Consider the following 21,675-nt stretch of genomic DNA (forward strand, 5'->3'; position numbering starts at 1 on the left):
TGGTGACCACGACATCGCCTGCTTGGGGAGCAACCTCGTCGTGAAAGGCTGCGCCCCGACCCCCCGCGATCAAGGCGTTGCGAGCGGCAATGGCGGCGAAGAGCGGCGCGCGATGGTGCAAGTCCGGATAGCTAGGCCGGTAGGCGACCGCGACGTGGATGACAAGCAGTTCGCGCCGGCGAGCGCCCGAGCAGCAGCGTCGAGCAGCGCTTCGACCGCCGGCCGCATGGCGATGCGGTCGGGGCCGAACGTTCCGGCTGGGTGGACGAGGTCGTCCTGCAGATGCATCGCGAGCAGCGCAAGCGAGGAAGAGCGGGTCATGGGGCTATACTCCGCGCCAGAGGAAAGTGGAGAAAAGCATGACGATCGAGCGCCACTATCTCTCTGTCGGCGAGCGCCGTGTCCACTACCGCCGCGCCGGCAGCGGGCCGCCGCTCGTCATGCTCCATGCCGCGCCGAACAGTTCGCTCGTCCTCGAGCCGCTGATCACCGCGCTCGCCGCGGCGCGGACGGTGATCGCGCCCGATGCTCCGGGCTACGGCGAAAGCGCGCCGCTCGCGGTGCGCCGGCCGACGATCCACGACTACGCCGTCGCTCTTGGGGAAACGCTGGACGCGCTCGGCCTCGATCGTGTCGATCTCTACGGCTCGCACACCGGCGCGAAGACGGCGGTCGCGCTCGCCCTGCTGCGGCCCGACCGTGTCCGCAAGCTCGTGCTCGACGGCTACGGCCTGTACACCCCTGAGGAGCGCGATGACCTGATCGCTCACTTCTGTCCGCCGATCGAGCCCGACTGGGCCGGCAGCCATCTCGTCCGCGTCTGGGCGCTGCGGCGCGACATGTTCATCTTCTGGCCCTGGTATCGCCGCATCCCCGAGGCGCGGCTGCCGCTCGACCTGCCGACACCGGAACGGCTGCACGAGCTGGTCGTCGATTTCCTGCGCGGCGGGACCTTCCCCTGGCTCGGCCACCTCGCCGCATTCCGCTACGACGGGCTCGCCGCGATCCGGCAGGTAAGCGTGCCGACCCTCCTCTTCGCCGGCGAGGGCGACCCGCTTCGCCCACACCTCGAGCGGCTGACGGCAGGCGGAACGCTCCGCGTCGAGCCTGTGCCAGCGGGAATGCACGATGCCAGCGCGCTCGCCGAACGGACGCTGTCCTTCCTTGCCGGCGACGGTCTGCCGCCGGCCGCGCCGCCGCCTCCAGCGGTGGCAAGCCGCCCCGGCGTTATCCGCCGCCGCTACGTGCCGAGCCGGCTCGGGCCGATCCTGGCGCGGTTCAGCGGCGAGCTGGGCAGGAAGCGTCCGCTCGTTCTCTTCCAGAGTTCGCCTGGGTCAAGCGAGCCGCTCGAGCCGCTCCTCGCCGAGCTTGCGAGCGACCGCTTCGTCGTCGCCTTCGACACGCCCGGCAACGGCGACTCCGTTCCGTTCCCGGGTGAGCCGACCATCGACGACCTCGCCGCAGTCCTCGGCGACGCGATCGACGCGCTCGGCATCGACGACTACGACGTCTACGGCTACCACACGGGCGCGCTGATCGGCGTGCAATCGGCGCTCGACCGGCCGACGCGCGTCCGCCACGTCATCGCGGACGGCATTCCGCTCTATCCGCCGGCGCTGGCCGCCGAACTGCTAGAGCGCTACGCGCCGCCAATGACGATCGACCCGCACGGGGGACATCTTGTCTGGGCGTGGAACTTCCGGCGCGATATGACGCTCTGGTCGCCGTGGTACCGCCGCCAGATGCGCTCGGCGCGCCGACGCGACCCCTACCCCGACCCTGAAGAGCTGCATTGGGCAACGGTCGATTTTCTGAAGTCGGCGACGACCTATCACGTCAACTATTGGGCCGCGTTCCGCTATCCGACAGCGGAGCGGCTGACGCGCCTCAAGACACCGGCGCTGATGACGACGAAGCGGGGGGATTCGCTCGCTAGGGGCGTGCCGGAGGCGGCGCGGCTCGCGCCCGCGGCTGAGGCGCAGGACCACGCGGGGATCTCCTCTCCAGAAGCGCGCGCCCAAACTGCCGCACTCTTCCGCGCCTTTCTCGACCGGGAGCCGTAATCCCGTCGACTATCGGCGGTATGAAAAACTTTGATTGCAGATGCAACCCTGCTACACTGAAGCCGGAAGATTGGCAGCGCGTCACCCGGAGGAGGGCCGGGGATGCAGGAGGAAGGGATGAGGTCTGTCCTGACGACCTTGCTCGTAGCAGCCATGCTCGGCGCCGCCTGCGCGCCAGCCGCGCCCACGCCGCAGCCCACGACCGGAGGAGCGCAAGTCCCTGCGCCGCAGCGGGCGGCGGAGCAGATCTTGCGCATCGGGTCGGCAGGGCTCACGACGCTCGGGCCTGAGTCGGTGCTGGTCAACTTCAACCATATCCAGTTCGACTCCCTGCTCAACTTCGGTAAGGACTTTGTCATCCAGCCGGGCGTCGCCGAGAAGTGGGATCTTCAGCCGGATGGCACGACGTGGCGGTTCACGCTGCGCAAGGACATGACCTTCGGCAACGGCGAGCGGCTGACCGCCGATGACGTCGTCTTCACCATCGAGATGCTGCTCCAGCCCTCACCGACGAACACCGTCGGGCGCCAGTTGCTCTTCACCACCGGCGCGCGGAAGGTCGATGACTACACCGTCGATATCTTGACCAAGCAGCGCGACTACTCGCTGCTCTATGTCGCGCCGAATGTCTTTATCGTCTCGAAGAAGGCCGTCGAAGCGGTGGGCGGCTACCGCGAGTTCGTCACTAATCCGAAAGGCGGCGGCTCCGGCCCGTTCGAGTACATCGAGGGCAGGACGACCGACCAAGTGATCTACCGCTTGCGAAGCACGCCGCATCCCTACCGCAAGCCGAACGCGACCGAGATCCGCTGGCGCATCATCCCTGACCCAAGCCAGCGCATCAACGGCATCCGCGCGAATGAGCTTGACATCGTCCTCGGGGTCACCAACCCCGACCTCATCGACGCGGCGCGGCGCGAGGGGATGAACGTGCTCGCCGAGAGCGACAGCTATGTCAACATCCTGTTCAACAAGCGTGAGGCTGAGCAGACAGCGCTGCGCGATATCCGCGTCCGCCGCGCCCTCAACTACGCCGTCGACAAAGAAGCAATCGCGCGGACGATCTACCGCGGCTTCGGCACCCCGATCGGCCAGCTCGGCGCGCCGACCTCGCCGATGTACAACAAGAACATCCCGCCCTATCCGTATGACCCGAACCGGGCGAAGCAGCTCCTCGCCGAGGCTGGCTATCCGAACGGCATTACCCTGCAAGGGCTCCAGTTCTCGAACGCCGACCCCACGGGCGTCGCCCTCTTCCAAGCGGTCCATTCCGCGCACCGCGACGTCGGGATCAATTACCAACTGTTCCCGCTCGAGCAATCGCAGTACGTCCAAGTCGCGCTCGGCCAAGCGCCGCGCACGGAGCTGATCTCAGCCGGCGGCACCAACCCGAACGGCATCTTCTCCTTCAGCTGGCAGTTCCTGAAGTGCGACCAGCCGCCGCAGGTCGTCCTCTGGTGCGTCCCGGCGATGGACGAACTGCTGTCGCGCGCCTATGCCGAGCCAGACACCAACCGCCGCTGGACGATCCTGCAGGAAGCAATGAAAGCGTGGGCGGACGACGTGCCCATGGTCTTCCTCGTTGCCACCGCCACCTTCGTCATCACCTCGGCGAAGACGCAGGGTTTGGTGCGCACCACGCCGTCGTATTGGAACTACGACCCGGCCTATAAGATCCAGTAACTCGCGCCCCGGCGCGGCCCGTGCGATACTCGGGACGGAGAGACGCGATGCTCCGTCCCGAGCTTGCTGTTGCCCCTGACGCCATCGCTGCTGTCTGCCGCCGCTACGGCATCATGCGCCTCAGCCTCTTCGGCTCGGCGCTGCGTGAGGATTTCCGTCCGGAGAGCGACCTCGACCTGCTTGCCGACTTCGCCCCGGATGCCGGTCTTGCGCGCTTTGCGGCTGCCGAGGCGCTGAGTGCCCTGTTTGGCCGGCCGGTTGACCTCGTCGACCGGCAGGGGCTTGCGCCACGCCTGCGCGCCGGCATTCTTGCCAGTGAACGGCTACTCTATGAGCGCCATCCGGACGGGAGCGAGACGATGCTCCCAGTCGCCATTGAGGAGCTGGCACCGCCAATGGCCAAGGACGAGCGCGCTTACCTCGAAGACATGCTCGCCGCCGCCGAAGAGCTGCGCGCAATCGTGGCCGGGCTCGACCGAGCGGAGTTCTCCTCAAACCGGGTCGTTCAGCTTGCGGTGCTGCATCTCATCCAGACGATTGGCGAAGCAGCGAGCAAGGTGTCGCGCGAGACGCGTGAGGCGCATCCGGACATTCCGTGGGCGGCGATGATAGGGATGCGCAACCGCATCGTTCATGCCTACGACCGCCTTGACGACGACCTGGTCTGGCAGGTCGCCCGCGAGCAGATGCCGCCTCTTATCGCCTCGCTGCGCCGCCTCGTAGCTAATACGGAAGCGTAACCGCGCTTCTTCGAGAATCCATGTCTCCTAGTGCGCAAGACGGAACCGCCGCACGAGCTGGCGCGTTGCCAGCGCCTCCGCCAACTCGTGGCGCACGACGCCCTCCCGCGCCAGAGCCCGTATCTCCGCTTCGTTTGCGGCGTGCTGCAGCGGCGAGGGGAATAGTCGGAGAAAACGGTCGCTAGCTGCTCAGCGGTGTGTGCCGGTCAGAGAACCGCGCGATCCGGGGAGCCCTGGCTGATACTGCGTGAAGACGAGCTCCCCTTCCGAGAGGAAGATAGGTACCGACGTTAGCCAGTAATCGGTATAGCCAACAGTTGCTTGTTCGGCAATCAAGGTGCGCTGAAGCTCGCGAAAGGCGGCTTCGTCGAGCCAGCCGACATCGCGCTGCAAATCGCTCCACATTGTGGCGAGGGTGCCAAGGCCGAGAAACCCGAGCCAGACAATACCACCAGCCAGCCCGAGTGGCCGCAGGTCGCGGAGCAAGCGGGCGAGAGTACTGCCGATGACCAGAGCCGCCGCACACCGAAGATAGTGCGTCGAGAAGAGGTCGGCGAGGTTCGCGGCGCCGACAAGCAGGCACCGAGATTGCCGATGAGAAGCCCTGCGACAGCAGCAATGGGCAGCTTCGAGAGCGGAAGGGGGTGAGGGTGAGAAGGGCGAGCAGCACTCCACGGTTCCACCACCCGAAGAGCCTGACCAGCCGAAAATCACTCGCCTCGCAGACAGCCGTGACTGAAGAGCAGGAGTAAGCCGGCTCCCCGCTGAGCGACGCTGCTGCCCCAACCAGCCAAGAGAGGGGGATTTTGCGGCGATGCTGCTGGCCCGGGTAATAGGGCGCGTAACGCCCCTTGCTGATTTCGCGGGCAAGCAGCGCGAAAAACGCCTCATCGGCGTCGAAGTTCGCCTGCCAGTGCCACGTGCTGAGCGCTGGCGGGACAAGCGCGAAGTCCACCATCAGTATCGCAACGAAGAGGACGGAAGCAGCGCGTCGCTGCGGCGCGCCCTCGGCCATTGCCTAAGAGCATTCTCCAGCGGGGCGACTCGTTGCGGCTCTCCGCCGGCTGCTTGTATCCATCACGCTTGCGACCCGTTGGCTACTGCAGGGGGCGCCGCATTTCAGCCGCTGCCTCCTTGCCGCGCTCGCAGGTGAGCGCCGCTACCACGGGCGGAAGCCGGGCGACGTGAGCGACAGCGTCGCCAGTTGAGCGACGAGCGGCGGCACGTAGGCGATCGCGATCAGCACGAGCGCGCCCACAATCCACGGCCGCCAGCGGTCGAGGATCGCTGGGGCATCCTCCGGGCCGGAGACTGCTTCTGCCCGAGGAAACTCGACGTTAGCTGGCGCTTTCGAGGCGGTCAGGGTCAGGATGAGAACAGCAAAGAAGAGCAGCCCGCTGATCGTCATCAGTACGCCGCCGACGCCAATGAAGGGCAAGATGTTTTGCCATTCAGGCTGGAGAGCGAGATAGGGCGCATCGCCGATCATCGAGCGGCGCGGCATTCCGAGAAGCCCGAGGCGATGGAGCGCGTTCGAGAAGATCGCCATTCCGATGAACCACATCCATGCCTGAATGAGGGCTATCCGATTGCTGAACAGCCGCTTTCCTGAGAGATACGGCACCAGCCAATAGAGAACGCCCATGAAGGTGAGCGTTACGGCTGTGCCGACCGTCAGGTGAAAATGGCCGACCACCCAAGCGGTGTTATGAACGACGTTGTTGACGTTGTAGGAGGCATTTACGAGACCGCTAATCCCGCCGAAGGCGAAGAGGATCATGGCAAGGAGTTGGGCTGTCACTGAGGCGTTGCCCCAGGGCAGCTTCACGATCCAACTGAGCCAGCCGGTGCCACCGCGAGCGCGGCCCGCATTCTCGAGCGAGGCGACCACGTTGAAGAAGGTCAAGAGGCTTGGGAAGAAGACGCCGAAGGTGAAGACCGCATGCAGAAACTTCATTGCATGCTGGATGCCGGGGTCAGCGTATTGATGATGCAAGCCGACAGGGATTGACAGGAGAAGGAACAGGAGGAATGAGACGCGCGCCATCGGGTCGCTGAACAGCCGCCCGCCCGCCTGCTTGGGCACCATCGTATACCACGAGAGGTAGGCGGGCAGCAGCCAGAAGTAGACGATGGGGTGGCCGGTGAACCAGAAGAGGGTCCGCGCGAGCAGCGGGTCGGTGCCTTGGACAACTCCGAGCGACCACGGGATCATCAGGAAGATCATCTGCGCCGCGATCCCCGCGGTCGAAATTGTCCACATTGTCATCGTAACGAGCGCCATAAAAGCGGCCAAAGGTGTCCTGACGCCAGGGTGCTGGCGACGCCAGACAAGATACGTCTGCACGAGCGACGCGAGGACGCCCCACGTTGCCACAACGACAAGGGTCAAGCCGAAATAGTAGAGGGGGCTCGCCTTCATCGGCGGATAGAACGTGAAAAGCACGGTCGCGTCATTGGTCAGGATCGGAACAGCCGCCAGCAGCAGGCCGAACAGCATCAGCCCGAAGGTTGCCCAAGCGAAGCGAAGTGAGGGGAGCGGTGTCCCGAGGGAGTGAACAGCGACATAGAGCAAAAAGCCGCAGATGAAGAAGGTCGTCCAGATCAGGACGAGAAGGACGCCGTGCAGCGTCAGCGCCTGATAGTAGGAGTAGATGAACGGAACATCGCTGTAGAAGTTGAAGCCGAGGATCTCGTCGATGCCGGCGTAGTTGAGCGCCTGAAAGGTGCCCATCAGCCCGCCGACGGCGAGCGCGGTAAGGGCGACGATGAAGTACGCGGCCGCAAGCCGTCCCTCGGCAGGGTAGCGGTGCACGCGCTCTGTCGTCATGCTCGACCTCCCCTCGCTACTCGACGCGAAGCACGCCGTACATGAAGTGATGTCCCGTGCCGCAGTATTCGTGACAGACGAAGAGATACTCCCCGGGAATATCGAACTTTGCCGTGGCGCGGGCGATCTGGCCGGGGATGATCATCATGTTGATGGCAGTGTTCTGAATCTTCAGGCCGTGCAGCACATCGCGGGAGGTGACAATAAAGGTCACTTCCGATCCGCGCGGCACCGTCAGTTCGACGCGGCGCGACTTATCGTCGGGCGTGGCAGCGATCCAGCGCCAGATCTCCGCGACGATCACCGCTTCATAGCGGTTCGGCCCAACTTGGCGCAGACCGGGGCGATCAAAAGGGGGCGTCTCGTTGACCCGAGTGGGGTCGATCCGGCCGTAGTCGGCTTGGACATTGATCCCCATTGCGAACGAGCTCAACGCGATCGCGACGATCATCGCCACCGGGATCGCGATGCTCGGCAGGATCCAGGCAAACTCGTAAAGATAGATCGACAGCCGGTCGGAGCGCTGCATCAGTGCCCTCCCATGCCGTAGCGCAAAACGGTGAGGTAGACATTGGTCCAGAGGATAACGAGAAGGAGCAGAAATCCAACGGTGATCAGCAGTGCGCCGCGCGGCGGCTCATGATGATCCATCGCGTCCTCCTGTATCGCTACTGCCGATGATGGCACAGCCTATCACAGATGACATGAGCCATTCGGCCGGTCCGATTGGGCCGTTCCCCAGCCTTGGGAGGGCACCAGCGCTCACTTGACAGCCTGCACGCAGCCCGGTCCCCGCCTGCCCGAGGTCAGCGCCAGCCGTCGCCCCCGAGGCTCGGACGATGGGAGCCCGGGGGCGAGCCCCTCAGCCCTCGGGGGGGGGCGCTCATTCCGTCGGCTGATTGACCGGCATTAGCGGTATGAGTTGGCGCTGTCGCCACTCGGTCGGTGTCGGGCTCGGGGTGGCCGTCGGCGTCGGGCTGACGACGTGGAACGGCAGGCCGTTGGAGACGCTGTCCGCGGCCTCCCCGTAGCGCGCCGTCACGGTCGCCGTCTTCGGCGTCTGCACGCCGGCTGCGCTAATGGCCACGCTCAGCGTCGTGCTGTTCAGGATCGTCGTCGGCCGCACGCTGCCGTCCCCGAGCGCCGCTGTCCCGGACAGAAAGCCCCTGCCCGTCACGAGGAGGGGGAAGGGGCCGCTGCCCGCCAGCCTGCTCGCGGGATCGAGCGCGGTCAGTGTCGGCTTGCCGCTGGCCTCATCCGCGCCGACATCGCAGGCAGGGCCGACCGGCCAGGCGACGCCGCGCTGGTCGGTGGGCGGGCAGGTGCCGGTGGCGGCGTTGATGGCCGGGCTGCCGGCGAGTAGGGCGCGGGTGAGCGTCGGGCCGCCGTTGTCTGCCAGCGGACCCAGCAGCGGGTCGGCCGTCGTCCCATCCGCCGTGCCGTTCGCCGTGCTGCAGGAGCTATCATCGAGGAAGTTGAGGCCAGTGAGTGTCCGCTGAGGCGCAAGCCTGATGAAATTGCTGAGCGACCCTTGGCCGCACGCGACGCCGGCGATGGATGCGGCCCGGCCTGAGGGCTGGAGCAGCAAGCGCTCTCGCCAGGCAGGGGCGCACTGCTGTCTCCCTCCGGACGGATGACGGCCGGCGGCAGAATCGAGTGCGACGAGGCACTCTCCGCTTCCGCCGCAATGCGCGCCGAGGATGGCGCGGCGCATCAGCAGCGCGGAAGCTGCTCGGCCTCGTTAGCGGTGCCTTCTGCCTTTTCCCGGCCGCGACGCCCTAGCCGAGGTGAGTGTGCGAGAGGAGCGCGGTTCGAGAAGCGCGCGGGGGCGGCAGGCCGGCCGCACGGCGCCGGATGAGCGTTAGCGGCGCCTCGCCGCGGGAAGGCGCCGCTCTGCCGGGACGGCCGCCTGAGAGCTCGGCGCCGATTGCGCTCGCGAGCGGCTCACGGTGCGTCGACCTAGGCGCGCTTCCTTGCCGTGCGACCGACTGCACGGCGGTGGAGGGCCAGTCTCGGGCTGCTCCTGCCGTCTACGCGCCGAGGTTGCCCCTCCGGCCTGCAGGTCGGGAGGATGCCGACCTCACACCGCTTCCCCATCGAGCGAGATCGCATCGCGAGGGAGGGGGCTCCGCACGGAGCGCTACTGGGCGGGGATGCTCGCCAGCATCGCCTGCAGCCGCTGCGCCAGCTCGTCCTTGTCGTCGGGGTGCGTGAACAGATAGAGCCGCCCTTCGCGGATACCTTCGAACGCGCGCTCCGCCACGCGCTCGGGCGCCATGCCGGTGGCGACTGCCTGCTGCATCTTCCTGAGTGTAGCGTCGTCCCAGCCGGGGGGGATGGGGTCGGAAAGCGCTGGCGGCCGGTGCGCTTCCGAAGCGAGAAAGTTCGTTCGCACCCAGCCGGGCAGCAGCACCGACGCGCCGACTGCAGCGTTCCTCATTTTGAGCGACACCGCGAGATGCTCGGTCAGCCCGACCACCGCGTGCGTAGAAACCTGATACGGCCCGCTAGGATGAAACGGCAGGACGCCAGCGATCGAGGCGGTGTTGACAATGTGACCTTCTTCCTGCTGAAGCAAAAGAGGCACAAAGGTGCGCACACCGTGGATCACGCCCCAGAGATTGACCCCCAGCACCCGCTGCCAATCTGCGAGGGTGCTCTCCCAAACCGTCGTTCCTGCGCCGACCCCGGCATTGTTGAAGACAAGATGGACCGCTCCATACTCGTCGAGCGCTTCTTGTGCCAGCCGGTCGACCGACACCGGGTCGGCGACGTCGACCGGAACGGCGAGCGCAGTCGCGCCTTCGCCTTTGAGAATGCGCTCGGTCTCCTCAAGCGCCGCAACGTCGATGTCGGCAATGACGACCTTCATTCCTTCAGCGGCGGCTTTCTCGGCGAGCGCGCGCCCGATCCCGCTCCCTGCGCCCGTAATGACCGCCACCCGATCTGCAAAGTCCTGCATGCATGCTCCATGCGCCGGCGAATGCGAGCGAGGCCGACGCTGCTCAACGATAGCCGTTTTACGAGCAGCAGGGCGAGCGGGCGGCGCGCTCCGCCTGCAGACGAGCCGCGAACGTCGCCGCGCTGCAGGCAGGGCGAGAGGACTACTTCTCGATGCTTGCGACGATCGTGCGGCCGGTGCCGTCGGGAGTAGGAAGACGCGCCAACGTCGCCGGATCGTAGAGACCGACGGCAAGGCGATAGCGGCCAGGCGCAAGGCGCTCGAGCGGGATCTCGTGCCGGTCGGCGACGATTTCATCGCGGAGCCACGCGGTCGTAGGAACCTCGCCCGGCGGGCCGTCGTGCTGAGCGAGCGGCGTTTCGCTCTCCCCGACGAGATGGGCAAAGACGCTGTAGGGCGCGGCGGTCGGCCCTGCGCTCCGCCAGTAGAGCGTTACGACGAGGGCGTCGGCTTCACGGTCGAGCGCGCCGACAAGCGGACGCTCGGCGCCGTTCACCCGCTGCGCGAGCGTATAGCCGACGAGCGTCGGGCCGCCGTCGTAGTGTCCCTCGACTCGCCGCGCCGCGGCAGGGATCTCATAGCGCGCCGCGCGGCCGCGCACCACCACCGTGCCGAGCGAGAGGGCGTCGGTGGTAAGGAATGGGAGCGGTCCGGCGAGCGGGGCTGCTCTACCCTCTATCCGCAGGCGAAGACGAGCGTGATACTCGCCGGGCGGCGTTGCAGCGGGAAGCGGTAGGCGGGCTTGGACTGCTCGCACGTCGGCGCCCGCCGGGATCGCGACGCTCCAGCTCGCTCCTCCGTCCGTCAGCTCGATCACCGCCTCGGCCGCCGGCCGGTCCCCGGCCCAGAAAGTGGTGAGCGTCAGCGTTCCTCCGAGCGTCGTCTCGCTCGGCCCGATTGCGCTTCCGAGCAGCTCCACTGGCCCGAAGCGGCCAGCGGGTCCAGCCGGAACGGCGCGTGCCGGCCAGCCCCCCGTTGGAGGGCGAATCGTCAGCTCGCCGATTACCGTCTCCGGACGCGGCGCAGCATCGCCCGCGTGGTGGAGGGGCAGCATCCGTCCCGTCTCAGCGTCGTAGGCAGAGAGCAGCAGCTGGTAGCGGCCGGGCGGCGTGCCCGGCAAAAGCGGGATGTACCACTCCGCCCGATAGATCGCACCCGGGCGCCATTCGGCGAGCGGATAGAAGGGGTTCGGCGCGAGATCAAACTGGCCCCAGACTAGGCGCGCGTCGTCCCGCAGTTTCGTCGAGATGCGCACATCCCGGTCGAGCTTGCTGCCGGCCCGCCAGTACAGCGTCAGCTTGACGGTGCAGAGAACCGGCTCCGGGGTGCAGCGCGGCGAGACGGTCCCGTCAGCGAGGTCAGCGATATCGTAGCCGACAAGCGAAAGGCGGCCATCGATCTCGATCGCAGTGCTCTCACTCGGCGTCGGCTCCCACCGCCCGGGCGGCGCCGGCAGCCAGAGCGAAAGAAGAATGTTCTTAAAGCCCCGCTCGTCCACTTTGGTCGCGTTGCGCACCAGCCAGAAGGTAAGGTCATCGACATCCTCGCGGACGTATTGGCTGAGCACGACCCAGTAGCGGCGAGCGCCGGCGGTGCGGGCGTGGAGTGCTGCCGCAATCTGCTCCCGGCTCTGTCCGACGATGTCGATCGTTTCGGCCCGACGATAGGGTTTCGTGGCGTAGTAGTCATAGGCGATCCGGCCGTCGGGCGAGAGGAAGATGAGGAGATCGCCCTCCTCGAGGCGGCTTTCGATGAACTGGGTTGCCGGGCGCCACGCTTCCTTGAGAAGGATCCCCCGAATGTGGGTGTCATACCACGGCGGCGCGTTGAAGGCGACCCAGATGGCAAGCGGCGCGACCGCGAGCGGCCGCCAGCGCGCGCCGAGGACGACGACGCTGCCAGCCGTCGCGAGGAACACTGCCGGGAGGAGCGGGCTCAGATACCGTTCGAGGAAGATCGGCATCCGACTGAAGAGGAGCGCGGCGAGCACGGCCGGAGCGAGGAAGTAGGCGCCAAGATAGGAGAGGCGCTGCCGGTAGGCTGTGTCGCGCCGCCCAAACGGCAGCAGCCCGATTGCCGCCAGCCCGCCGAAGACGAGCCACGCCGTCGCGTGGTCGATCTCAGGCATGATCGTGCCGAACCCGCGCAGCAGCAGCCGGATGAGGTCGGGAAACGCCGGCGCGCCGTAGTAGCTTCCCACCGGCGGTCGAGGCAGGGTGAGCGCCCACAGCTGCCAAGCCGCAAGCGGCAGATACGGCACGGTCAGCAGGGCAAAGGCGGCGCCAAAGCCTTTCCAGCAGCGGCGGAGATCGTGCGGGCGCGCAGCTGCGTAAACGAGGGCGGCGGGGATGAGGAGGGCGCCGAAGACGTGGGTGTACATTGCGAGGCTGGTCGTCACAAGGAAGGCGAACCAGAGGAGGAGCCGATTGTCAGCGAACGCGCGGACGAGCAGGTAGCCGGAGAGCACACTCAAGAGGACGAGGATGGCATACATCTTCGTCTCTTGGCTGTAGAAGATGAGGAACGAGGAGCACGTCGCGAGCGCCGCGGTCGCTAGCCCAAGCGGCCATCCGCCGAGCCGGGCTCCGAGTGCGCCCATCACCGCCACCGAGAGGACACTCGCGATCAGGGAGAGGAACCGCAGCGCAAATTCGCTGGTCCCGGCCAGGGTCACCCAGCCGCGCAGGAGGATGAAATAGAGCGGTCCGTTCTCCCCGACCGAGGTCAGCCGGCTGAACAGCTCGCCTAGCGGCGCCGACGCGAGGCGCAGCGCGTCCGCTTCATCAAGCCAAAGGCTTTCGTAGCCAAGGTGGTGCACCCGCAGCGCGAACGCGGCAAGGCAGAGTGCGGCCAGCACCCACCGGCGCCAGCTCATCGGGCTGGCTCCAGCAGGCCGACGTCGAGCGCGTCGCCCGGCGCGTCGCGGCGAAGGAGGCGAGCGCCAGTCGCGGGGTCGTAGAAGCCGATGACGAGCCGAGCACCTGCCACCGGCGGAGAGGGCATGGGCACTTCGCGGCGGTCGATGACGCGCTCGCCGACGAGCCAGCGCGAAGTCGGATAGGCATTCTCAACCGGTTGGCCATCGTTCTGGGTGAGGAGCTGACCGTCCGGACCGACGACGTGAACGAACATCGTGTAGTCGCGGTCGATCGGGCGGATCGCTGCGAGCCAGGTCGACACATGCCACGCCGGCGGCCGCGTGTCGCCGGGCGGAAAGCGGCGTGCCGGGACGACCGTCGCGCCGTCGACGCGAATAAGGCCGCCGAAGTCAGCGCTCAGGGAGATCGCCGGCGGGTCGCTGCCGGGCGGGTCGGCAAGTTTCGTCCAGCCGATCACCGGACTGGTGCCGATATCGCGTCCGCGAACGCGCGCCGGCAGCCGCTCGCCGGTCGTGAAATCGTACACCCCGGTCTCAACGCGCAGCAGCACCGGTCCCTCAGTCAGATACTCGATGTACACCGGGATCACATCCTGATAGACCTCGCCGACGATCCAGTCGCGCGTCGGGCGCAGCCCGAGCCCGGGATAGGTGTCGTACCAGCCGACCTTGCGGTTGTCGCGAGCGAAGAGATGGACGAAGACGCTGTAATTGCGGTCCATCGGCTGGAGCGCCTGCCAGGTCAGCCGCACCGGGACCCGGTCGGCGTGGCGGTAGGGGCCGGGAGGAACCTCGGCGGCAAGCAGCCGGATCGAGTCGCCGAAGTCGATGTCGAGCCGCGGCGCGAGCGCGGCGACCTCCTCGGCGGTGAGCGGCGGGGGCGGGGTATACGCCGGCAGGATAAAGCGGAAGGGCAGCACCAGCGCAACGAGGGCCATTGCTCCGCCAAGTGCAGCCGCGCCGCGCTCGCCAAACTGCCGCGGCAGCGCGCCGACCAGCCCGAGCGCGAAGAGCAGCGCCACGCCTGCCATCGCGGGGAAGAGCAGCCGCCCTTGGGAGGCAAGGGTGGTCTGCGACCAGCGCAGCAGCGCGATGGCGACGATCGCCAGCCACGCGAGCACAAGCAGCGTCGTTCCGCACTCGACCGGGCCGGGATACGGCGTTCCGCTGCGGGCGCGCCACCAGCGCACCCCAACGATGCCCAACCCCGCGAGCGCGAGCAGCGACAGCAGGTCGTAGAACAGATAGGTGGCGCGGTCGGCGAGGATATTGACGCCGCCGAAGAGTGCCCAGAATGAGATTCGAAACCCCTCGAACTCGTTGACGATCAGTTCCCAGATCGGCGGCGGCGGGTTGCGGGTGTTCACGATCTGGAGGAAGATCGACAGCCCTGTCGGCTCGCCGTAGAGGATCTGATTGCGGACATACCACCAGCCCGCGATCAGGGCCGCAAGGCCGAAGACGACGACCCCATGGGCGACCAGCCAGCCGAGCGCGCGCCGTCGCCACGCCGCCCAAAGCAGCGCTCCGCCCGCCAGCGGCAGCAGGCCGAGCGCGGTCAGCTTGGTGAGCGCTGCCAACCCCAGCACGAGCCCGAGCACGGCGCTGTTTCGAAGCGAGGGGGCAACGACGGCGGCGCGAATCCGGTCGACCCCGAGCAGGCCGATCAGCGTCATCAGGTTGTCATTGTTGACGGCGGCGCTGATAAAGAGGAACTCGGGGTTGAAGGCGGTGAACGCTGCTGCGCCGAGGGCGACGGCGGGCGCGCCCGGCAGGCAGAGCAGCACGAGGCGATGGACGAGCCAGACACTCGCTGCGCCCATCAGCAGCGACGCGAAGCGGATAATGGTGACGGCGAGGCCGGCGCCGTGCCAGCGCTCATTCGGCTGGTGGATGGCGAGGTTCTTGTTGCCCGGTGTCAGCGGCACGCCCACCATGGCATGGGGGTTCGGCTCGATCCCGCTCCCTGGCAGCCCTTGGTCGGCCCAGAAGGTGAGCGCCGCGCCCAGCGCGTAGTAGAGCGGCGGCTGGCCCCCTTCCTGACGCGCGATGTTGTCCTCCGGACGCGGCTGCTGGATCGGCAGCCCCATTCCCCGCTGCAGGAACTGGACAAAGGGGTAATGCCAAATCTCATCTGACGCTTCGAACGGCGGCGTGGCGAAGAGATACACCGTTCCGATGGCGAGAAACGCCGCGAGGATGAGCTGCAGTCCGCGCGGCGTGACGTGTCGTGGTGCTACGCGCTCCGGCGTGCGGGAGTGCGCCGGCGAGGCACTGGGCAGGCGAAGAAGAGCCATCGTCGGGATGCTAGCGGTTCCGCTGAGCCGGGCGCCGAATCAGGCGCCCGGTGCGCTACACCTCGTGCTGAACGATTTTGCGGGCGATCGCCTCGCCCATCTCGCTAGTGCTGGCGTGGCCGCCGAGATCGAAGGTGACGGTCTTGCCCTCAGCGATCACGGCGCGGACGGCGGCGGTGATGCGTCGGCTTGCTTCGTCCGCGCCGAGATACTTCAGCATCATCGCCGCCGCAAGGATAAGCGCTGTCGGGTTGACCCGGTTCATGCCGATGTACTTCGGCGCGGTGCCATGAACCGCCTCGAAGACGGCGCACTCCTTGCCAAAGTTGCCGGAGGGCATCACGCCGAGCCCGCCGATCAGTCCGGCGCAGAGGTCGGAGAGGATATCGCCGTACAGGTTCGGGCAGACGATCACGTCGTACTGCTCTGGCTTCTGGACCAACTGCATCGACATGTTGTCGACGATCCGGTCTTCGAACCGAATGTCGGGATACTCCCGGGCAACTTCCTGCGCGACCCGCAGGAACAGGCCATCGGTCAGTTTCATGATGTTTGCTTTGTGGACAGCGGTCACCAGCCGGCGGCCTTCGCGCCGAGCGTACTCGAAGGCGAAGCGGACAATCCGCTCTGAGCCCCGCCGGGTGATGATCTTGATGCTCTCAGCAGCGTCTTCCCCGACCATGTGCTCGATGCCGGCGTAGAGGTCTTCGGTGTTCTCGCGGATGACGACGAGGTCGATATGCTCGTAGCGGCTGCGGACCCCTTCGAGGCTGCGGGCAGGGCGGACATTGGCGTAGAGATCGAGCTCTTTGCGGATCGCGACGTTAACGGAGCGGAAGCCGGACCCAACCGGGGTCGTGAGCGGGCCTTTCAGCGCGACTTTGTTGCGCCGGATTGACTCGAGGGTGTCGAACGGCAGCGGATTGCCCACTCGGAGCAGCGCTGCTTCCCCGGCAAGCCGTTCTTCCCAGATGATCTCAACGCCGGTCGCCTCGACGACGCGCCGAGCTGCGGCGACGACGTCAGGGCCGACGCCGTCGCCAGGTATCAAGGTGACGGTGATGGCCATCGCGTGCTCCCTTCTCCCCATACGGTATCATCAGCGCAAGGCCGATTCGAGGAGGTCCCATGGCGGTGGTCGACGATCGGGTATGGACAGTGCGCTTTCGCCGCGAAGTGGCCGACCTCCTTCGTCAGCGCGCTGCTGCAGAAGGGAAGACCGTCCAGCAGGTGATCATCGCCGCTGTTGAGCGCTATTTCGGTCTCGAGGAGGCCGGCTCGCCGGCCGTGCCGCGCGAGCAGGATCTCTATCAGTATGGCGGCGGCGAGGCAGTCTCGCGGCCGGGCGGCCGCCACGCCTAGCTGCGCAGCGTTGTTTCGAAGAACATGACGGCGCGCTCCCACGCCTGCCGCGCTCCGGCCTCGTTGTACTCGACATTCGCCTCGTTGAGAAATCCCCGTTCAACCCCCTTGACAATCACCGCCGTGAACGTGATCCCAGCTCGTCGCGCTGCTTCCTCAAGCTGCGGCACCGCCGCGACCTGACGGCGGTCATACTCGGCGTAGAGGCCAAGCACCGGCGCCTTGATGCGCGCCAGCCGCGCCGCCGAAGGCGGCTCGCCGCCGACTACAACGACCGCGCGGACTTGGGGCAGCTCGGAGGCGGCCACCCAAGCGACTGTTGCGCCGTAGTCAAGGCCGAAGAGCCCGAGCGCGCCCTTGTCGACAAAATCGAGCCCCTCAAGATAGCGTGCTGCCGCCACGACATCCCCGGCGGCGCGGTCAGGCGGGAGGCGGTTGAGGAGCGTGCTGATCGCGGCCAAATCGCCGGCATTGTCGGTGCCGCCGCTGCGCGAGAGGAAGTCGATGGCGAGAGCGAGATAGCCCCCTTTGGCGAGCCGGCGCGCCATCTCCTTGGCATTCGGGCCGAGCCCGCGTCCATCGGGGAGAAGGAGAAGGGAGGGGAAGGGCCCGCGCCCACGTGGCCGGGCGCGGTAGGCGAGGATGCGGTCGCGGTCGACGAGGAAATCGACGGCGCCAGCGTCAATGGCGGGGTCGCTCGGGCTGACTGGCGTGCCCGGGCCGGGGATGGGCGTTCGGGTGGCTGGCGGCGCCGCCTGTCGGACGCCGAAGCAGGCCGTTCCGGCCAGGGCGAGGGAGCTGACAAGGAGCGACCGGCGCGAGACGGCGTGCATCAGCGACTGCCGAACGGCCACCACCGACGCGGCTTCGGTTCCCAGTAGGTGCGGCCGCCATGATACTGGCCAGCGCACGACATCACGGCCTCGCGCACCGACAGCTTCTCCTTGCCGAGCGTCAGGGCTGGGTTGCCGCACAACCCACGCTCTTCGTCGCCCGGCTCGTACCACTTGCAGGTGCCGCAGCGCTTCTCAGGCTTGCTCATGCCATCGCGCCAGCCGGGGCTCCCCGCTCGAAGGGATAGTCTCGCTCCAGCCATTCCTCAACTGTGCCGACGAGGGCGACAGCGCGAACGGGAAGCCGCTTGCGGACGAGCTGGACTGCCCGGGCGCTTGTCTCTTCGTTGGGGCAATCGCAGTAGTAGACAATCGTCTTGGCTGGCGGCACGGTTTCAGCGTGCTTGACAACCTCTTTGAGGTCGAGCCGGACCGCGCCGGGCAGCCGAAACTGCTCATAGGCAAACGGCGCGCGGAGATCGACGAAGACCGCCTCGCCCTGGTCGAACAGCGCCTTCGCTTCTTCTTGCGAGATCCGCTCCGCCTCGCTGAAGTCCACCTTCTGTTTCACAACCATCACGGTCTCCTCAGGCGGCAGACAGGCTGCGTTCCCGTCGCCATAGTCGATCGAACTGTAGCACGGCGCGGGCGCCGGCGCGCGACCCCGCCGTGGGTGCGCTATGATGGTGCTGCGTGCTGAGAGGCAGCGCGGCGGAGAGCGAAGAAGCAGGAGCCAGCTCGGCCACTGCCGCGCGGAGGCGAGGTGCCGTGCTTGTCTCCGACCTGGGTGAATTCGGCCTGATCGACCGCCTTGCTGCCGCGCTCTCCTCGCTTCCTCGCTCGGACCTCCTCGTCGGGATTGGCGACGACGCCGCCGTCTGGCGCAGCGGCCGCTCGCTGACGATTGCCACGACCGACACGATGGTTGACGGCATCCACTTTCTGAGCGCGCAGGCCGACCCGGTCGCAGTCGGCTGGAAGGCTGCCGTCTCGAACCTGAGCGACATCAACGCGATGGGCGGGATGCCGCGCTATGCGCTCGTCACGCTCGGGCTGCCGCCCGACACGCCGGTCAGCTGGGTCGACGGACTGTATGCTGGCCTGCGCGCTCTCGCTGAGGCGGGCGCTGTCATTGCGGGGGGCGATATTGTCCGCTCGCCGGTGCGCTTTCTTACTGTCGCCCTCACCGGCGCGGCGCCGGCGCGACGGGACTGGCGGCGGGCGCTCTTACTCCGCTCGGCCGCCCGACCGGGGGATATCGTCGCGGTGAGCGGCACACTTGGCGGTCCTGCAGGCGGCCTGCTGATCCGGCTCGGCGAGCGCGATGCCCCGCCGTCGCTACGCGCTGCGCTGCTTGCTGCTCACGACCGTCCGCAGCCGCCGCTCGGCTTAGGAGCGCGGCTCGTTGCGCTCGGCGTTCGCTGCGGCATGGACCTGAGCGACGGGCTTGCGGGCGACCTGCCGAAGCTGTGCGCGGCCTCGGGCGTCGGCGCGGAGATTGAGCTAGCGCGCTTGCCAATTCATCCCGCGCTGCGTCAGGCGTGGCCGGAGGAGGCGCCGACGATCGCTGCTACCGGCGGGGAGGAATACGAACTGCTTGTCACCTGCCGCCCGGCGGTCTGGCGGCGCGTTCTCGCTGCTGGCTTGCCGCTCACCGCGATCGGCCGGATCGTCGCCACGCCGGGGGTCCGCTTCGCGGGTGCAGCAGGGCCGCTCGTCGGCTGGGATCATCTTGCGCGGAGCGGCGCGTGATCGAGCGCAAGACGCGCAGCGCCGACGAAACGCGGGCGCTGGGCCGAGCGCTGGGGGCGGCCGCCGAGCCGGGCGCGGTCCTGCTCTTGCGCGGCGACCTCGGCAGCGGCAAGACGACGTTCGCTCAAGGGGTCGGCGAGGGACTAGGCGTGAATGAGGTGACGAGCCCGACCTTCATTCTTGTCGCCGAGCATCGCGGCCGGCTGCCGCTCTTTCATGTCGACCTCTACCGCCTGGGCGACGTGGAGGACCTCAGCGCCCTTGGGCTCGACGATGTCCTTGGCCGGGTCGGCGTTGTCGTCGTTGAATGGCCCGAACGCTACCTCGGCGCCTGGCCGGAGGAGCGTCTCGACATCGATCTCAGCGGCGAGGATGACGAGCGGACGATCACCTTTCGCGCGACGGGCCCGCGCCATGCTGCGCTGCTGCGGCGGGCGGGGATAGCGCCGTGATCCTCGCCATCGACACTGCGGGCGAGCTGACGGGGCTGGCGCTCTGGACAGGGGAACTGTGCGCAGAACTCGTCTGGCGATCTGAGCGTCGGCAGACGGCGGAACTGCTGCCGCGCTTGATCCGTCTGCTTGCCGACAGCGGCCATTCGTTCGACGACGTGCGCGGGCTGGTCGTGGTCACAGGGCCTGGCAGTTTCAATGGAATTCGCGTCGGGATCGCCACCGCTCAAGGGTTTGCGCTCGCCCGCCGCCTGCCGCTCGTCGGCGTTTCCCTGCTCGAGGGGATGGCGTGGCCCTATCGAGCGCTCGGTCGGGTCGGGACGGTAGTTGCTGCCGGCCGCGACCGGGCGGTAGCGGTCTTTGAGAAAGAAGGGACTGGAATTGCGACCGTCCTAGCCCCGACAATCGTGTCTGCCGCGCAAACGGCCGGAGCCCTGACGGGGTGTCAGGTCATCGTGAGCGCGGTGGGTAAGCTCGATGAGGTGGACGGGCCGATAGTGGTCGGTGTCGCAGCGCATCCGCGTCCTGGGATCATCGCCGAGCTTGGTGCCGAGCGATTGCGCGCCGGCGTGTCCGGTCCTGTCGAGCCGCTCTACCTGCGCGCCCCTCAGATCACGCAGCCGAAGGCGCAAGCATGACGACCGTCGCGGCGCCGTCCAGAAGGAGGACGATGATCCAGGCGTTCGGCCTTCTCTTCATCGGGATTTGTCTTTCCGTTGTCGGCGAGTTGCTGTTGAAGCATGGGGTCAACAATGTCGGCCGCACCCTCGAACTGTGGCCGCTCTCTGAGCTCGCGGGGACGCTCTGGAGCGTCTTTACCAATCTTTATGTTCTTGCCGGCTTTGCCTGTGTCTTCAGCGCGTCGATTTTCTGGCTTGCGGTGCTGTCGCGGGCCGAGATCTCGCTCGTTTACCCGATGCTCAGCATCTCGTATGTGATTGTCGTCATCCTCTCCTATTTCATCTTCCGCGAGAACGTCACGCTGCTGCGGCTGGCAGGATGCCTCGTCATTGTCGGTGGCGTCGCGATGGTTGGGCTAAGCTATCGAACCTAATCCCGTCGCGCTGTTTGCGCAAGCAGGCATGGCACAGCAGTCGCGATGGCGGGGCGACGATCTCGAACCTACCCCCTGCCCGGAGGCTCGCGATGGTAAAGCTGACGCTGATGTATCGCGCCAAAGAGGATGGCCAATTTTTCAACGAGGACCACTACCACAAGGTCCATGTTGCCGAGGCGCTCAAATTTGTCGGCAAGTATGGCTGCCGGAAACTCGTGCTCGGCCGCGTCATCGAGGATATCCCGGAGCGCGCTGGCACGAAGCCGCCCTTTTACCGAATAACAGAGCTGTACTTCGACACGATCGAAGATGCGCGGCGCTGCATCTTCTCCCCCGAAATGCTGGCGCTCAATCCCGACGGCCGGAATTATCACAACACCAAGGCGGAGTCGTTCTTCAACGAGGTCGAGGAATACCATTTCGACGAAAACGGGCTCTTCACCGAAGCGAGCGGCGAATGGGCGGACTACTTCAACCGCCGCCGTGCCCATTTCCGCGGCGAGTAACAGGTCCTCCCGAGCGGCTGTCGGCGCGCGGCGCTTTTCGTGCTGCCGACTGTCCGCCTCTCTCCTCCTGAGCGACCGTTTGCCCGACAGGACACCGTGGGGCTGCGTCCATCTCCGCAGCGGGGGTGCTGCTGGAGGAGCCCCGTAGCGAGGGCGTGTCGCCGCTTCTGGCGGCGGTCTGCCGCTCCGTGGCAGAGAGGTGAAGGGGGGCACGCCTGCCATAAACAGAACCGGGCGTTGCTGCGCTGGACGCCTGTCAC

Annotated in this window: 21 protein-coding genes; 9 read left to right on the top strand and 12 right to left on the bottom strand. The window is 66.9% G+C overall.

Features of this window, described 5'->3' with window-relative positions:
* Nucleotides 1–359: 359 nt before the first annotated feature.
* From NZ773_10155 to NZ773_10165, 3 genes are all read left to right on the top strand, one after another.
* A complete protein-coding gene (locus NZ773_10155) occupies nucleotides 360–2,063 on the top strand; it encodes an alpha/beta fold hydrolase (protein MCS6802286.1) in 1,704 nt (567 codons plus the stop codon).
* A 117-nt stretch (nucleotides 2,064–2,180) separates the two neighbouring features.
* Nucleotides 2,181–3,746, top strand: a complete 1,566-nt coding sequence (locus NZ773_10160) for an ABC transporter substrate-binding protein (protein ID MCS6802287.1) — start codon at nucleotides 2,181–2,183, stop codon at nucleotides 3,744–3,746.
* 47 nt (nucleotides 3,747–3,793) lie between these two features.
* Nucleotides 3,794–4,486: a DUF86 domain-containing protein gene (locus tag NZ773_10165; GenBank protein MCS6802288.1), complete on the top strand. Its 693-nt coding sequence runs from the start codon at nucleotides 3,794–3,796 to the stop codon at nucleotides 4,484–4,486.
* A 189-nt stretch (nucleotides 4,487–4,675) separates the two neighbouring features.
* On the opposite strand, the gene NZ773_10170 is transcribed toward NZ773_10165, so the two are convergent.
* From NZ773_10170 to NZ773_10210, 9 genes are all read right to left on the bottom strand, one after another.
* Entirely contained in the window at nucleotides 4,676–4,972 is a 297-nt protein-coding gene (locus NZ773_10170; protein MCS6802289.1) for a hypothetical protein, read from the bottom strand.
* A 673-nt stretch (nucleotides 4,973–5,645) separates the two neighbouring features.
* Nucleotides 5,646–7,316: a cbb3-type cytochrome c oxidase subunit I gene (locus tag NZ773_10175; GenBank protein MCS6802290.1), complete on the bottom strand. Its 1,671-nt coding sequence runs from the start codon at nucleotides 7,314–7,316 to the stop codon at nucleotides 5,646–5,648.
* A 16-nt stretch (nucleotides 7,317–7,332) separates the two neighbouring features.
* Nucleotides 7,333–7,845: a cytochrome c oxidase subunit II gene (locus NZ773_10180; protein ID MCS6802291.1), complete on the bottom strand. Its 513-nt coding sequence runs from the start codon at nucleotides 7,843–7,845 to the stop codon at nucleotides 7,333–7,335.
* Nucleotides 7,845–7,967 (bottom strand): hypothetical protein, encoded by a 123-nt coding sequence (locus NZ773_10185; protein ID MCS6802292.1) that lies wholly within the window; start codon nucleotides 7,965–7,967, stop codon nucleotides 7,845–7,847. The genes NZ773_10180 and NZ773_10185 overlap by 1 nt, the downstream gene beginning before the upstream one ends.
* 232 nt (nucleotides 7,968–8,199) lie before the next feature.
* A complete protein-coding gene (locus NZ773_10190) occupies nucleotides 8,200–8,904 on the bottom strand; it encodes a hypothetical protein (protein MCS6802293.1) in 705 nt (234 codons plus the stop codon).
* A gap of 552 nt (nucleotides 8,905–9,456) precedes the next feature.
* The gene (locus tag NZ773_10195; GenBank protein MCS6802294.1) at nucleotides 9,457–10,278 is read right to left on the bottom strand and encodes an SDR family NAD(P)-dependent oxidoreductase; all 822 of its coding nucleotides are present in this window, start codon (nucleotides 10,276–10,278) and stop codon (nucleotides 9,457–9,459) included.
* A gap of 142 nt (nucleotides 10,279–10,420) precedes the next feature.
* Nucleotides 10,421–13,153, bottom strand: a complete 2,733-nt coding sequence (locus tag NZ773_10200) for a glycosyltransferase family 39 protein (GenBank protein MCS6802295.1) — start codon at nucleotides 13,151–13,153, stop codon at nucleotides 10,421–10,423.
* Nucleotides 13,150–15,453, bottom strand: coding sequence for a glycosyltransferase family 39 protein (locus NZ773_10205; GenBank protein MCS6802296.1), 2,304 nt, complete (start codon nucleotides 15,451–15,453; stop codon nucleotides 13,150–13,152). The genes NZ773_10200 and NZ773_10205 overlap by 4 nt, the downstream gene beginning before the upstream one ends.
* Nucleotides 15,454–15,508: 55 nt before the next feature.
* Nucleotides 15,509–16,522, bottom strand: coding sequence for an isocitrate/isopropylmalate dehydrogenase family protein (locus NZ773_10210; GenBank protein ID MCS6802297.1), 1,014 nt, complete (start codon nucleotides 16,520–16,522; stop codon nucleotides 15,509–15,511).
* 59 nt (nucleotides 16,523–16,581) lie between these two features.
* Here NZ773_10210 and NZ773_10215 point away from each other — a divergent pair, with 59 nt between their 5' ends.
* Nucleotides 16,582–16,815 carry a hypothetical protein gene (locus tag NZ773_10215; protein ID MCS6802298.1) on the top strand — a complete coding sequence of 78 codons (234 nt, stop codon included), beginning with the start codon at nucleotides 16,582–16,584 and terminating at the stop codon, nucleotides 16,813–16,815.
* Here NZ773_10215 and NZ773_10220 read toward each other — a convergent pair.
* The 3 genes from NZ773_10220 to NZ773_10230 are packed head-to-tail and all read right to left on the bottom strand — an operon-like array spanning nucleotide 16,812 to nucleotide 18,225.
* Entirely contained in the window at nucleotides 16,812–17,672 is an 861-nt protein-coding gene (locus NZ773_10220) for a dienelactone hydrolase family protein (GenBank protein ID MCS6802299.1), read from the bottom strand. The genes NZ773_10215 and NZ773_10220 overlap by 4 nt on opposite strands.
* Nucleotides 17,648–17,857, bottom strand: a complete 210-nt coding sequence (locus NZ773_10225; protein ID MCS6802300.1) for a hypothetical protein — start codon at nucleotides 17,855–17,857, stop codon at nucleotides 17,648–17,650. The genes NZ773_10220 and NZ773_10225 overlap by 25 nt, the downstream gene beginning before the upstream one ends.
* The gene (locus NZ773_10230; GenBank protein ID MCS6802301.1) at nucleotides 17,854–18,225 is read right to left on the bottom strand and encodes a rhodanese-like domain-containing protein; all 372 of its coding nucleotides are present in this window, start codon (nucleotides 18,223–18,225) and stop codon (nucleotides 17,854–17,856) included. Before NZ773_10230 ends, NZ773_10225 begins: the two co-directional genes overlap by 4 nt.
* Before the next feature lie 191 nt (nucleotides 18,226–18,416).
* Between NZ773_10230 and thiL the strand changes: the two genes are divergently transcribed.
* From thiL to NZ773_10255, 5 genes are all read left to right on the top strand, one after another.
* On the top strand, nucleotides 18,417–19,400 hold the full coding sequence (gene thiL, locus NZ773_10235) for a thiamine-phosphate kinase (protein ID MCS6802302.1): 984 nt from the start codon (nucleotides 18,417–18,419) through the stop codon (nucleotides 19,398–19,400).
* On the top strand, nucleotides 19,397–19,852 hold the full coding sequence (tsaE, locus tag NZ773_10240) for a tRNA (adenosine(37)-N6)-threonylcarbamoyltransferase complex ATPase subunit type 1 TsaE (GenBank protein MCS6802303.1): 456 nt from the start codon (nucleotides 19,397–19,399) through the stop codon (nucleotides 19,850–19,852). Before thiL ends, tsaE begins: the two co-directional genes overlap by 4 nt.
* On the top strand, nucleotides 19,849–20,490 hold the full coding sequence (gene tsaB, locus NZ773_10245) for a tRNA (adenosine(37)-N6)-threonylcarbamoyltransferase complex dimerization subunit type 1 TsaB (protein ID MCS6802304.1): 642 nt from the start codon (nucleotides 19,849–19,851) through the stop codon (nucleotides 20,488–20,490). The genes tsaE and tsaB overlap by 4 nt, the downstream gene beginning before the upstream one ends.
* Nucleotides 20,487–20,906 carry an EamA family transporter gene (locus tag NZ773_10250; GenBank protein MCS6802305.1) on the top strand — a complete coding sequence of 140 codons (420 nt, stop codon included), beginning with the start codon at nucleotides 20,487–20,489 and terminating at the stop codon, nucleotides 20,904–20,906. The genes tsaB and NZ773_10250 overlap by 4 nt, the downstream gene beginning before the upstream one ends.
* A 92-nt stretch (nucleotides 20,907–20,998) precedes the next feature.
* Nucleotides 20,999–21,415, top strand: coding sequence for an EthD family reductase (locus tag NZ773_10255; GenBank protein MCS6802306.1), 417 nt, complete (start codon nucleotides 20,999–21,001; stop codon nucleotides 21,413–21,415).
* Nucleotides 21,416–21,675 lie beyond the last annotated feature (260 nt).

This window comes from Dehalococcoidia bacterium (assembly GCA_025054935.1).
Classification (GTDB): Bacteria; Chloroflexota; Dehalococcoidia; order SpSt-223; family SpSt-223; genus JANWZD01.

What these genes read in the sequence shown, in the direction of transcription:
- NZ773_10155 (MCS6802286.1), top strand. Translation starts at nt 360, where the DNA reads ATGACGATCGAGCGCCACTATCTCTCTGTCGGCGAGCGCCGTGTCCAC.
- NZ773_10160 (MCS6802287.1), top strand. Translation starts at nt 2,181, where the DNA reads ATGAGGTCTGTCCTGACGACCTTGCTCGTAGCAGCCATGCTCGGCGCC.
- NZ773_10165 (MCS6802288.1), top strand. Translation starts at nt 3,794, where the DNA reads ATGCTCCGTCCCGAGCTTGCTGTTGCCCCTGACGCCATCGCTGCTGTC.
- NZ773_10175 (MCS6802290.1), bottom strand. Translation starts at nt 7,316, where the DNA reads ATGACGACAGAGCGCGTGCACCGCTACCCTGCCGAGGGACGGCTTGCG.
- NZ773_10180 (MCS6802291.1), bottom strand. Translation starts at nt 7,845, where the DNA reads ATGCAGCGCTCCGACCGGCTGTCGATCTATCTTTACGAGTTTGCCTGG.
- NZ773_10185 (MCS6802292.1), bottom strand. Translation starts at nt 7,967, where the DNA reads ATGGATCATCATGAGCCGCCGCGCGGCGCACTGCTGATCACCGTTGGA.
- NZ773_10195 (MCS6802294.1), bottom strand. Translation starts at nt 10,278, where the DNA reads ATGCAGGACTTTGCAGATCGGGTGGCGGTCATTACGGGCGCAGGGAGC.
- NZ773_10200 (MCS6802295.1), bottom strand. Translation starts at nt 13,153, where the DNA reads ATGAGCTGGCGCCGGTGGGTGCTGGCCGCACTCTGCCTTGCCGCGTTC.
- NZ773_10205 (MCS6802296.1), bottom strand. Translation starts at nt 15,453, where the DNA reads ATGGCTCTTCTTCGCCTGCCCAGTGCCTCGCCGGCGCACTCCCGCACG.
- NZ773_10210 (MCS6802297.1), bottom strand. Translation starts at nt 16,522, where the DNA reads ATGGCCATCACCGTCACCTTGATACCTGGCGACGGCGTCGGCCCTGAC.
- NZ773_10215 (MCS6802298.1), top strand. Translation starts at nt 16,582, where the DNA reads ATGGCGGTGGTCGACGATCGGGTATGGACAGTGCGCTTTCGCCGCGAA.
- NZ773_10225 (MCS6802300.1), bottom strand. Translation starts at nt 17,857, where the DNA reads ATGAGCAAGCCTGAGAAGCGCTGCGGCACCTGCAAGTGGTACGAGCCG.
- NZ773_10230 (MCS6802301.1), bottom strand. Translation starts at nt 18,225, where the DNA reads ATGGTTGTGAAACAGAAGGTGGACTTCAGCGAGGCGGAGCGGATCTCG.
- NZ773_10250 (MCS6802305.1), top strand. Translation starts at nt 20,487, where the DNA reads ATGACGACCGTCGCGGCGCCGTCCAGAAGGAGGACGATGATCCAGGCG.
- NZ773_10255 (MCS6802306.1), top strand. Translation starts at nt 20,999, where the DNA reads ATGGTAAAGCTGACGCTGATGTATCGCGCCAAAGAGGATGGCCAATTT.